Raw genomic sequence first — 12,620 nt, forward strand, 5'->3', positions numbered from 1 at the left:
AGGATGCAAAACAGATGAAAAAACAGATTATTGCCTGCGGCCTGTTCAGTGCTTTACTTTCCGCTAACGTCATGGCGGATGCCACCAGCGATTTGCAGCTGCGACTGAACAAGGTTAACAGCTTCCATGCCAGCTTTACGCAGAAAGTCACCGACAGTAGCGGTGCCAGCGTGCAGGAGGGTGAAGGCGAACTGTGGGTGAAGCGTCCGAGCCTGTTTAACTGGCATATGACCGCGCCCGATGAGAGCGTGATTATTTCCGACGGCAAAACGCTGTGGTTCTATAACCCCTTTGTGGAGCAGGCCAGCGCGACCTGGCTGAAAGATGCCACCAGCAATACGCCGTTTATGCTGATTGCCCGCAACCAGCCGGGCGACTGGCAGCAATATAATATCCGGCAACAGGGGGATACCTTTGAGCTGACGCCGAAGAAGAGTGACGGCAACCTGAAGCAGTTTACGATCAACGTTTCTCCGCAGGGGACGATTAACCAGTTCAGCACCATGGAACAGGATGGTCAGCGCAGCAGCTATCAGCTGAAAAGCCAGCAGAACGGCACCATCAGTCCGGACAAATTCACGTTCACACCGCCAGAAGGCGTAACGGTGGACGACCAGCGTCAGTGAGGTCGCAGTGAGTAATTTCTCTCTCGATTTTTCCTCCAGTGATTTTCAACCTCTGGCCGCCCGTATGCGGCCAGTTACGCTGAAGCAATATATCGGGCAGCAACATCTTCTGGCGCCGGGAAAACCGCTGCCGCGCGCCATTGAAGCGGGCCATTTGCACTCCATGATTCTGTGGGGGCCGCCAGGCACCGGTAAAACCACGCTGGCCGAAATTATTGGTCATTACGGCAAAGCGGATGTTGAACGTATTTCGGCGGTAACCTCCGGCGTGAAAGAGATCCGTGAGGCGATAGAGCGCGCACGGCAAAATCGTCAGGCGGGGCGGCGTACCATTCTGTTTGTCGATGAGGTGCATCGTTTTAATAAAAGCCAGCAGGATGCCTTTTTACCCCATATTGAAGATGGCACCATCACCTTTATTGGCGCCACCACCGAAAATCCCTCCTTTGAGCTTAATTCCGCACTGCTGTCGCGGGCACGTGTCTATCTGCTGAAATCGCTTACCACAGAGGATATTGAGCAGGTGCTCAATCAGGCGATGCAGGATAAAGAGCGTGGCTACGGCAACAGCGACATTGTGCTGCCTGACAATACCCGGCGCATGATCGCGGAACTGGTGAATGGCGATGCCCGTCGCGCGCTCAATACGCTGGAAATGATGGCCGATATGGCGGAAACCAACGTGCAGGGTAAACGGGAGCTTTCTCCTCAGTTGCTGAATGAAGTTTCCGGCGAGCGTGCGGCGCGCTTCGACAATAAAGGCGATCGCTATTACGACCTGATCTCGGCACTGCATAAATCTGTGCGCGGCTCTGCACCCGATGCCGCGCTCTACTGGTATGCGCGTATCATCACCGCCGGGGGAGATCCCCTCTACGTTGCGCGCCGCCTGCTGGCGATCGCTTCAGAAGATGTCGGCAATGCGGATCCGCGCGCTATGCAGGTGGCGCTGGCGGCCTGGGACTGCTTTACCCGTGTCGGCCCGGCGGAAGGCGAACGGGCTATCGCACAGGCCATCGTTTATCTTGCCTGCGCACCGAAAAGTAATGCGGTCTATACCGCCTTTAAAGCGGCAATGCGCGATGCGCGTGATTATCCGGATTATGAGGTGCCAGAGCATTTGCGCAATGCGCCGACCCGTCTGATGAAGGAGATGGGGCTCGGAAAAGAGTACCGCTATGCACATGATGAGACAAATGCCTATGCGGCCGGAGAAGTCTACTTTCCGCCGGAAATGGCACAAACGCATTATTACCTCCCGACCAATCGTGGTCTCGAAGCAAAAATTGGTGAAAAGCTAGCCTGGCTGGCTGAACAGGATCAAAATAGCCCGATAAAACGCTACCGCTGAATTTAGCGTTGCGGTAAGGTGAGCAGGAAATTCAACGCATTCCGCGCAGGAATGCGTCTCCCCGTTAATTATTTAACCTTTAAAACACAGGATAAGCATGCTCGATCCCAATCTGCTGCGTAACGAGCCAGACGCAGTCGCAGAAAAACTGGCACGCCGAGGATTTAAGCTGGATGTGGAAACGCTGCGCTCCCTGGAAGAGCGCCGTAAAGTACTGCAGGTCGAAACGGAAAACTTGCAGGCGGAGCGTAATTCCCGATCCAAATCCATCGGTCAGGCCAAAGCACGTGGGGAAGATATCGAGCCGCTGCGTCAGGAAGTAAATGCGCTGGGTGAGCGGCTGGAAGCGGCCAAACTGGAACTGGATGCGTTGCAAAATGATATCCGCGATTTTTCCCTGTCGCTGCCCAACCTGCCTGCTGATGAAGTACCGCTGGGTAAAGATGACAGCGAAAACCTGGAAGTTACACGCTGGGGCACGCCGCGCCAGTTCGATTTCCCGGTTAAAGATCACGTTGAACTGGGTGAAATGGCCAAAGGGCTGGATTTTGCCTCAGCGGTAAAACTGACCGGTTCGCGCTTTGTGGTGATGCAGGGCCAGATTGCCCGTCTGCATCGCGCCTTGAGCCAGTTTATGATCGATCTGCATACTGAGCAGCATGGTTATCTGGAAACCTATGTTCCTTACCTGGTGAACCACGCGACCCTGTACGGTACAGGCCAGCTGCCCAAGTTTGGCGAAGATCTGTTCCACACCCGTCCGCTGACGGAAGAGTCAGACAGCAGCAACTATGCGCTAATCCCGACGGCTGAAGTCCCGCTGACCAACCTGGTGCGTGATGAAATTGTTGAGGAAGAGAGCCTGCCCATTAAACTGACGGCCCATACCCCTTGTTTCCGTTCAGAAGCGGGTTCTTATGGTCGTGACACGCGTGGACTGATTCGCATGCATCAGTTCGATAAAGTGGAAATGGTGCAGATTGTTCGTCCGGAAGATTCCATGCAGGCGCTGGAAGAACTGACAGGACACGCTGAAAAAGTGCTGCAGCTGCTGAACCTGCCTTATCGTAAGGTATTGCTCTGCACCGGTGATATGGGCTTTGGTGCCACCAAAACCTATGACCTCGAGGTATGGCTGCCCGCGCAGAACACCTATCGTGAAATCTCCTCCTGTTCTAACATGTGGGATTTCCAGGCGCGCCGTATGCAGGCACGCTGCCGCAGCAAAAACGAGAAAAAACCGCGTCTGGTACACACCCTGAACGGTTCAGGTCTGGCAGTAGGCCGTACCCTGGTTGCCGTGCTGGAAAACTATCAGCAGGCCGATGGCCGGATCGCGGTGCCTGAAGTGCTGCGTCCTTACATGAATGGTCTGGAATTTATCGGCTGATTCGCCTCTGTACAGCAGTAATAAAAAGCCCGGCTTTGCCGGGTTTTTTTGTATGACATATGCTCCGGTCTATTAATCCTTAGCAGGAATTATGCAGAAATAATTGTTATCGTCACGCAGACAGGGTCGGTGCTCAAAAGTGACAGTTTTCATAAAGATAGGATCTGCTTAGCGTCGCGCTTAGTGTACTGTAACCTTATGAAGATAAAAATATTAAATGGGTAAGCAGCAAAATGTGCGGCGTACAATTTTTGTGCGTTGACTTTAAAATATTCAGTGGCAAACTGCGCGCAAATTCTTTCTCTTCCTTTGGTTTTACTCACTATGTCCACCTGGTCTCGTCCCGTATTGCTACTGCTTTGCGGGCTGCTTTTGTTGACGGTATCTATTGCTGTTTTGAATACGTTGATCCCGCTCTGGCTGACGCATGACCAGTTACCCACATGGCAGGTGGGTATGGTGAGCTCTTCCTACTATGCCGGTAACCTGGCTGGTACGCTGGTGGCAGGGGCCCTGATCAAACGCTACGGTTTTAATCGCAGCTATTATCTGGCAACGCTGCTGTTTGCGCTCGCTACGCTGGGGATGCTGCTGGCGGTCAACGCCTGGTCGTGGACCGCATGGCGCTTTATCGCCGGCATTGGCTGTGCGTTAATCTGGGTGGTGGTTGAGAGTGCGCTGCTGTGCAGCGGCACGGTACGCAATCGCGGCCAGCTGCTGGCGGCCTATATGATTATCTACTATCTGGGCACCGTGGTCGGGCAGTTACTGGTAAGCCGGGTTTCTACGGAACTGCTGCACGTTATCCCCTGGGTGACGGCGCTGATCGTGGCGGCCATCTTGCCGCTGATTTTTACGCGCGTGACGGCGACGGAAGCGGCGGCAGATACCCCACCTGCCGCTATCTGGCCTATGCTGCGTCGTCGTAGCTCGCGCCTTGGCGTCAATGGCTGCATTATTTCCGGCATTCTGCTCGGCTCGCTGTACGGCCTGATGCCGCTTTATCTCTCTCACCAGGGTATGAGCAATGCGACAGTGGGCTACTGGATGGCGTTACTGGTAAGCGCCGGGATTGTAGGTCAGTGGCCGGTGGGCCGTCTGGCGGATCGCTTTGGCCGTCTGCTGGTGCTACGTGTTCAGGTGTTTATGGTGATCCTGGGCGCGATCGCAATGTTAAGCAATGCCGCTATGGCTCCCGCTCTGTTTGTGCTGGGCCTGGCTGGTTTTACGCTCTATCCGGTTGCGATGTCCTGGGCTTGCGAAACCGTGCCGCAGCATCAGCTGGTGGCGATGAACCAGGCGTTGCTGCTCAGCTATACCATTGGCAGCCTGGCCGGACCGGTGATGACGGCGATGCTGATGCAGAATTATTCCGATCACCTGTTATTTGTCATGATTGCCACGGTGGCGCTGGTTTATCTGGTGATGCTGCTGCGCAAAGCCGATCATCATGCCACACCCGTTGCGCACGCCTGATCCGCTGTCTGCAATAAAAAAGGGAGCTCCGGGCTCCCTTTAAACTGTCCGGCCGATTAATAGCTGACGTTATGTCCGTAACCAGCAAGGATCGTTTTTATCCGCTCCATGGTTGCTTTACCCGGCGGTTTTACCCCCTCCAGTGCGTAGGTTTCTCCCATGGCGATCCATTTATGTTTCCCCAGTTCGTGATAGGGCAGCAGCTCAATTTTTTCAATATTTGCCATATCACGGGTAAATTCTCCCAGACGATGGGCGGAGTCATCATCATCGGTGTAACCTGGCACGATCACATAGCGAATCCAGGTGCGTTTCCCTTTTTTCTGTAAATAGCGCGCAAAATCAAGCGTGCGCTGATTCGACACGCCAGCCAGGATCTGATGAACCTCATCATTAAGCTGTTTCAGATCGAGCATCACCAGATCGGTCACTTCCAGCAATTCATCAATCACCGGATCATAGCGGCGGACGAAACCATTGGTATCGAGACAGGTATGGATCCCTTCGGCTTTGCAGGCACGAAACCAGTCGCGAACAAACTCCGCCTGAAGAATGGCTTCGCCGCCGGAAGCCGTAACACCGCCGCCTGACGCTTCCATATAGTGACGGCAGGCGAGCACGTCCTGCATCAGTTCTGCCACGCTGACGCGCATTCCGCCGTGGGTATCCCAGGTGTCGCGATTATGGCAGTACAGGCAACGCATCAGGCAGCCCTGAAAAAAAGTGATAAAGCGAATGCCCGGGCCATCGACGGTGCCGCAGGATTCAAAGGAATGGATACGTCCGCTAACTGACATGGCGCTATGTCCTCCCGGGTTAGCCTGGCGGTCAGAATCTGTGTTCTGAGCGTAGCCAGGATGGGTAAGTCGGCTCAGGCGGTTAGCGTGCCCGGCTAACCGCCTGAGCGGGCTTGCAGGGAAAGGCTCCGGGCGGGAGCCTTTCAGGTTAACCCGCGTACAACAGGGAATTACAACGACCGGGTAAAGGTGCGGGTAATCACATCCTGCTGCTGCTCTTTTGTTAATGAATTGAAGCGTACGGCGTAACCAGAAACGCGAATGGTTAACTGCGGATATTTTTCCGGATGCTCCATCGCTTCCATCAACATCTCGCGGTTCATGACATTCACGTTAAGGTGCTGGCCCCCCTCAATATGGGCTTCATGGTGGAAATAACCATCCATTAATCCGGCGAGGTTAGCTTTTCTTACTTCATCCTCTTTACCCAGCGCATCAGGGACAATCGAGAAGGTGTAAGAGATGCCATCTTTCGCGTAAGCAAACGGCAGTTTCGCTACTGAGGTTAATGAAGCCACTGCGCCTTTCTGATCGCGGCCATGCATCGGGTTGGCGCCCGGACCAAAAGGCGCGCCGGCACGTCGGCCATCAGGGGTGTTACCGGTTTTTTTGCCGTACACCACATTGGAGGTGATGGTCAGCACCGATTGTGTCGGCACAGCATGACGATAGGTGGCCAGCTGCTGGATTTTCTTCATGAAACGTTCCACCAGGTCGCAGGCCAGATCGTCCACGCGCGCATCGTTATTACCGAACTGCGGATATTCCCCTTCGATATCAAAGTCGATGGCGAGGCCATCTTCATCACGAATCGGTTTCACTCTGGCATATTTAATGGCAGAGAGGGAGTCGGCAGCCACTGACAGGCCAGCGATGCCGCACGCCATGGTACGATAGACATCGCGGTCATGGAGTGCCATCAGCGCTGCTTCGTAGCTGTATTTATCGTGCATGTAGTGAATGATATTCAGCGCGGTGACGTACTGTTTTGCCAGCCAGTCCATGAAGCGATCCATCCGCGCCATCACGCTGTCAAAATCGAGGATCTCATCCTTGATCGGTTCCTCTTTCGGGCCCACCTGCATTTTCATTTTTTCATCCATGCCGCCATTTATCGCATAGAGCAGGGTTTTTGCCAGGTTAGCGCGCGCACCGAAAAACTGCATCTGCTTACCGACAATCATCGGGCTGACGCAGCAGGCAATGGCGTAATCGTCATTGTCGAAATCGGGTCGCATCAGGTCATCGTTTTCATACTGCAGGGAGGAAGTATCGATAGAGACTTTGGCCGCGTATTTTTTGAAATTAACCGGCAGATTTTCCGACCACAAAATAGTCATGTTGGGCTCAGGAGACGGGCCCATGGTGTAAAGGGTGTTCAGGAAGCGGAAGGTGGTTTTAGTCACCAGCGTACGGCCATCCAGCCCCATACCTGCCAGAGATTCCGTTGCCCAGATAGGGTCGCCGGAAAAGAGTTCATCATATTCCGGCGTGCGCAAAAAACGCACCATACGCAGCTTCATTACCAAATGGTCAATCAACTCCTGCGCCTCTTCTTCGCTGATCCTGCCTGCTTTTAAATCACGTTCAAGGTAAATATCCAGGAAGGTTGAGACGCGACCAAAGGACATCGCTGCGCCATTCTGCGATTTCACGGCTGCCAGATAGCCAAAATAGGTCCACTGCACGGCTTCCTGTGCAGTGATGGCCGGGCCTGATATATCGCAGCCATATTTCGCCGCCATCTCTTTGATTTGCCCCAGGGCGCGATGCTGTTCAGCAATCTCTTCACGCAGGCGAATGGTCGCTTCCAGATTGACGCCGTTTTCCAGGTCAGCCTGCAGAGAGGCAAACTGGGCGAACTTATCTTGCATCAGAAAGTCGATGCCATAGAGCGCGACGCGGCGATAATCGCCAATAATGCGACCCCGTCCGTAAGCATCAGGCAGGCCGGTCAGTACGCCCGATTTACGGCAGCGTAAAATATCGGGCGTATAAACATCGAAAACGCCCTGATTATGGGTTTTACGATACTCAGTGAAGACCTTTTTCAGGGCAGGGTCGAGTTCCCGGCCATACACTTTGCAGGAACCTTCCACCATTTTAATGCCGCCGAACGGAATAATAGCGCGCTTCAGGGGCGCTTCCGTTTGCAGGCCAACGATTTTTTCCAGCGATTTATTAATATAGCCCGCGTCATGCGCGGTAATAGTTGAAACAAGATCGGTATCAAAGTCGACCGGCGCATGGGTACGGTTCTCTGTTTTGATCCCTTCCAGAACGCGCGCCCAGAGCGCGCTTGTGGCGGGCGTCGCGCCAGCCAGAAATGACTCGTCGCCTTCATAGGGCGTATAGTTTTTTTGAATAAAATCGCGGACGTTAACGCGCGCTTGCCATTCGCCAGCAACAAAATCCTTCCAGGCAGCGGCTGTTTTTTCATTAAGTTCGGTCATGATATACCTACCTTTATAGATGGAGTCTTTCTTGATACCGGCAGATCTGAGCAGATCTGCCGGTACAGATGCTGTTCAGTGTGCCTGCAAGTTGCCACGTAAATAGATCACCCAGTAAGTCAGGCCCACCAGTAAGCCGCCGCCGATAATATTGCCCAGAGTGACCGGTAGCAGGTTGTTGACGATAAAGTTGCCGGGCGTCAGCGCGGAAAAATGAACGGCGCTGGTGCCGGTAGCCTGCCAGAAGTCGGGAGTAGCAAACTGGCGGATGACCATCGCCATCGGAATTAAAAACATATTTGCGATGCTGTGTTCGAAACCACTGGCGACAAACATGGCGACCGGCAGGCACATGGCCATTATTTTGTCGAGCAGACTGCGGCCGGAGTAACTCATCCACACCGCCAGGCAGACCATTAAATTCGCCAGGATGCCCAGGCATACCGCTTCCGTAAAGGTGTGGTGCATTTTATGATCGGCCGTCTGTAGCAGGTTTAATCCCCACGCACCGTTCGCCACGTTGTGTTCACCGGCCAGCCAGAGCAGTAAGACAAAGAGCAGTGCGCCGATCAGGTTACCGAAATAAACGTTGAGCCAGTGACAGGCCAGCTGACGCCAGCTAATACGCCTGCTGGCTTTAGCCACCACAATCAGCACCGTCGAGGTAAAGAGGTCGGCACCGCATACCACCACCAGCATCAGGCCGAGCGAAAAGCAGAGACCACCGGTCAGTCTGGCAATGCCATAGGGAAGCGCTTCTGCGCCGGTTGTTGCCGTGATATAGAAAACAAAGGCGATGGAGATAAATACGCCCGCAGTAATGGCAAGAAAGAAAGTGGTGAGAGGATGTTTAGTCGCTTTGTAGACGCCTGCGTCTTCAGCCACTTTCGCCATGGCAGCCGGTAGCAATAGATTGAAAGGATTATCAGCTTTCACACCAGCATTCTCCGGAAGAGGTCTGAAAAAATACTACCAAAGGGGTAGCTAGCCAGTATTGATATGGATCATTTTTGATAGCTGTTAAGCAGGAGAAATCAGTCGGGAAATAAGAAAATAAGGTATAAATTTTTGATTATTTTAATAAAAATTTTTTTATAAAATCTGTTATTTTTTTAAGGTGGCGCAGAAGGGTCTGTGATCAGGTGTAAGAAAAATAAGCGTTGCGGCTGACAGAGTGCAGTTAACGTGTTTGCCATGCCGGGCATAACGCTGGCATCTGGCGTGTCGCTTAAGGCATAAAAAAGGCACGAAAATCAGTCCGTGCCCGGATCCCGTTACTGATGGATCGATCACTGGCGTGACCGATCGCGAGCAGTATTACTTCCAGTAGCGACGTTTCGCGGCCTGGAGTTTTTCGTAAGCCTGGAGCAGCGACTGGTGCGCCGGGAAGGCTTGCAAATCGCCATCCACAGCCTGCAATCCGTAGAACGGCGCTTCACCGCTCAGCGCGGCGGAAGCGGCTTCAACAGCAGCACTGCCATACATACGCACAAAGGCATGATGATATTGTAGCGGGTCGCGGTCCTCTTCCATCGCCAGTAACAGCAAGGTTTGCAGGCAGCGGTAGTAGTTAGCGCGTTCCGGTGTAAAAATGGAGCCGTTAAATTCCATAGTCCATTCGGTCCAGATCAGGGCTTGCTCAAGGTCACCCCCGGCCAGCGCCAGCATCGCTTTCAGTTCGCCGATGCGCAGCGTGTACCAGCCATTGTCTTTACCGGTCGCCAGGCCCAGCAGTTCGCGCACGCGGGTAAAGTCATCGTAGCCTTCTTCATCCAGCTGCGAAATCAGTTCAAGGTAGGCTTCCGGCTCCCACTCACTGTCAGGCAACGCGAGCAGGGTTTCACGCAGGCCAGCGCCCATATTGTTGTTCGCCAGCAGCAGGTCTTCTACCGGGTAGATGTCAGACATGCCTGGGACCAGAATACGGCAGGCGTAAACCCCAAGATGTTCGTAATCGGCGATATAGACTTCCTTGCTCTCGGCCCGGAAGATAGCCATCAGCGTGTCAAATTCCTGCTGGGTGGTACCATCAAATTTCCAGTCTACAAAAGGATAATCTGCCGTCTCTTTAAACAGGTCCCAGGAGATCAGGCCGCTGGAATCGATAAAGTGGGTTTCCAGATTAGCATGTTCGGCCACCTCTTCATCATCAAAGGTAGGCGGCGTAAAGACATCCAGATCTTTCAGGCTACGGCCCTGCAGTAATTCGGTAACGGTACGCTCCAGCGCCACACCAAAATCGGGATGCGCGCCAAAAGAGGCGAAACAGGTACCGTTAGCCGGGTTAAACAGCACGACGCAAATGACCGGATATTTTCCGCCCAGGGAGGCGTCGTAGGCAAAAATCGGGAAGCCTTCTGCTTCCAGACGCGCGATCGCTTCCACCACACCCGGATAGCGCTGCATAACCTCGTCCGGGATGGCGGGCAGGCTGATTGACTCAGCGATAATACGGTTTTTGATATAACGCTCGAAAACTTCAGACAGCCCCTGAACCCGCGCTTCGTTCGCCGTATTCCCGGCTGACATGCCGTTGGAGACATACAGGTTGCCGATGATGTTCATCGGAATATAAACCGTCTGCTGATCGGACTGGCGGGTAAAGGGAAGCGCACAGATTCCGCGCGCGCTGTTACCCGATTGCAGATCGATCAGATCGCTGGCCGATAATTCATTTTCCGGATCGTAAAAGGCGCGTAAACCGGCATCAAGAATACCTTCCGGCAAGTGCTCATCAGCAGGCACAGGGAACCACTTCTCATCAGGATAATGAACAAAATCGCCGTTAGCGACAGAGTGGCCCAGCCAGAAGTCCGCAAAAAAGTAGTTGGTGGAGAGACGCTCGAAGTATTCACCTAATGCAGAAGCCAGCGCCGCTTTTTTACTGGCACCTTTACCATTGGTAAAGCAGAGAGGGCAGTCACGATCGCGGATATGCACCGACCAGACATGAGGCACAGGGTTAAGCCAGGAAGCTTCTTCGATATGAAAGCCGAGATCCTGCAGTTTCTGCTGGAAGCGGGCGATAGAATCTTCCAGTGCGGCGTCTTTGCCGGGAATAAAGGTTTGCGTCATTGTGCCGCTCTCTCTGTAAAAAAGGGGTGTACATAAAGCGCGCCATAATACGTTTTTTGTTGCGCTGACGCTATCAAGGCCGCGTAAATTTCTGGCGACCAGTGTGTCCTGAGTTAACCGGTTGCGCCTCCCTTTTTCTTGCAGTCATGAAGCCGCCTCACAAAATACCGTTTCGCTTTGCATTTATGACATAAGCTGCGGAGCGGCAAATTCCAAAAATGTGATCGACCCCTGATTAAAGATTGCAGCCGCCAGGGCGCGGTGATAAAACCGATAGGGTATTCATAACCGTTCGATATGACAGTGGTGAGGGGAAATGACACAGGTTTATAATTTTAGCTCCGGACCAGCTATGCTGCCGGTTGAAGTGCTCCGCCGTGCAGAACAAGAACTGACAAACTGGCACGGGCTGGGAACTTCGGTGATGGAGATCAGCCACCGCAGCAAAGAGTTTATTCAGGTCGCTCAGGAAGCAGAACAAGATTTTCGTGATCTGCTGAAAATACCCGCTAATTACAAAGTTTTATTCTGTCATGGCGGCGCGCGCGCGCAGTTTGCCGCTGTGCCGGGTAACCTGTTAGGCGAAGCCACAACCGCTGACTATATTGATGGTGGTTACTGGGCGCACAGCGCAATTAAAGAAGCGGAAAAATATTGCCGTCCTAACGCGATCGACGTCAAAACAACCGTGGACGGCAAGCGCGCCATTCTGCCGATGCGTGAGTGGCAACTGAGTGATGACGCCGCCTATGTGCATTTCTGTCCGAATGAAACCATTGATGGTATTGCCATTGATGAACAGCCCGATTTCGGCGACAAGATCGTTGTGGCCGACTACTCCTCGACTATCCTGTCGCGTCCGGTTGATGTCAGCCGTTACGGTGTTATCTATGCCGGTGCGCAAAAAAATATTGGTCCGGCAGGTCTGACGCTGGTGATTGTGCGTGAAGATCTGCTTGGCAAGGCGCAGCAGCATGTGCCCTCCATCCTTGACTATAAAGTGCTGGCGGAAAATGACTCCATGTTTAACACCCCGCCGACTTTTGCCTGGTATCTGTCTGGCCTGGTCTTTAAATGGCTGAAAGAGCAGGGCGGCATCAGCGAAATCGATAAAATCAACCAGGCAAAAGCGGACCTGCTGTATGGCGTGATTGATAACAGTGATTTCTATCGTAACGACGTGGCTGCTGCGAACCGTTCACGTATGAACGTTCCTTTCCAGCTGGCTGACGCTGCGCTGGATAAACACTTCCTGGAAGAATCTTTCGCGGCGGGACTGCATGCGCTGAAAGGCCATCGTGTCGTCGGAGGCATGCGTGCTTCTGTTTATAATGCAATGCCGCTGGAAGGGGTAAAAGCGCTCACTGATTTTATGATTGATTTTGAGCGTCGTCACGGCTGATAAAGCAATTCGCCAGGGCGCTGCGCTGGCATCAGACCCCTGTCCTGCGA

Annotated in this window: 9 protein-coding genes; 5 read left to right on the forward strand and 4 right to left on the reverse strand. The window is 53.3% G+C overall.

Annotation, left to right across the window (positions count from 1 at the left end):
• The first annotated feature begins 14 nt into the window (after positions 1–14).
• From lolA to E0E17_RS13615, 4 genes are all read left to right on the forward strand, one after another.
• Positions 15–626: an outer membrane lipoprotein periplasmic chaperone LolA gene (lolA, locus tag E0E17_RS13600; RefSeq protein WP_130834574.1), complete on the forward strand. Its 612-nt coding sequence runs from the start codon at positions 15–17 to the stop codon at positions 624–626.
• Positions 627–633: 7 nt separating this feature from the next.
• Positions 634–1,977 carry a replication-associated recombination protein A gene (locus E0E17_RS13605; protein WP_130834575.1) on the forward strand — a complete coding sequence of 448 codons (1,344 nt, stop codon included), beginning with the start codon at positions 634–636 and terminating at the stop codon, positions 1,975–1,977.
• Positions 1,978–2,074: 97 nt separating this feature from the next.
• A complete protein-coding gene (gene serS / locus E0E17_RS13610) occupies positions 2,075–3,367 on the forward strand; it encodes a serine--tRNA ligase (protein WP_130834576.1) in 1,293 nt (430 codons plus the stop codon).
• A gap of 324 nt (positions 3,368–3,691) precedes the next feature.
• A complete protein-coding gene (locus tag E0E17_RS13615) occupies positions 3,692–4,843 on the forward strand; it encodes an MFS transporter (RefSeq protein ID WP_130834577.1) in 1,152 nt (383 codons plus the stop codon).
• Positions 4,844–4,899: 56 nt separating this feature from the next.
• On the opposite strand, the gene pflA is transcribed toward E0E17_RS13615, so the two are convergent.
• The 4 genes from pflA to ycaO all read right to left on the reverse strand — a co-directional run bounded on the left by pflA (position 4,900) and on the right by ycaO (position 11,168).
• Positions 4,900–5,640: a pyruvate formate lyase 1-activating protein gene (gene pflA / locus E0E17_RS13620; RefSeq protein ID WP_130834578.1), complete on the reverse strand. Its 741-nt coding sequence runs from the start codon at positions 5,638–5,640 to the stop codon at positions 4,900–4,902.
• A gap of 170 nt (positions 5,641–5,810) precedes the next feature.
• Positions 5,811–8,093: a formate C-acetyltransferase gene (gene pflB / locus E0E17_RS13625; protein ID WP_130834579.1), complete on the reverse strand. Its 2,283-nt coding sequence runs from the start codon at positions 8,091–8,093 to the stop codon at positions 5,811–5,813.
• Positions 8,094–8,168: 75 nt separating this feature from the next.
• Entirely contained in the window at positions 8,169–9,029 is an 861-nt protein-coding gene (gene focA / locus E0E17_RS13630; RefSeq protein WP_130834580.1) for a formate transporter FocA, read from the reverse strand.
• 381 nt (positions 9,030–9,410) lie between these two features.
• A complete protein-coding gene (gene ycaO / locus E0E17_RS13635; protein ID WP_130834581.1) occupies positions 9,411–11,168 on the reverse strand; it encodes a 30S ribosomal protein S12 methylthiotransferase accessory factor YcaO in 1,758 nt (585 codons plus the stop codon).
• Between the two features lie 316 nt (positions 11,169–11,484).
• Here ycaO and serC point away from each other — a divergent pair, with 316 nt between their 5' ends.
• Positions 11,485–12,570, forward strand: a complete 1,086-nt coding sequence (gene serC, locus E0E17_RS13640) for a 3-phosphoserine/phosphohydroxythreonine transaminase (RefSeq protein ID WP_130834582.1) — start codon at positions 11,485–11,487, stop codon at positions 12,568–12,570.
• The last annotated feature ends 50 nt before the right edge of the window (positions 12,571–12,620 follow it).

Source organism: [Erwinia] mediterraneensis, assembly GCF_900604315.1.
Taxonomy (GTDB): domain Bacteria; phylum Pseudomonadota; class Gammaproteobacteria; order Enterobacterales; family Enterobacteriaceae; genus Pantoea; species Pantoea mediterraneensis_A.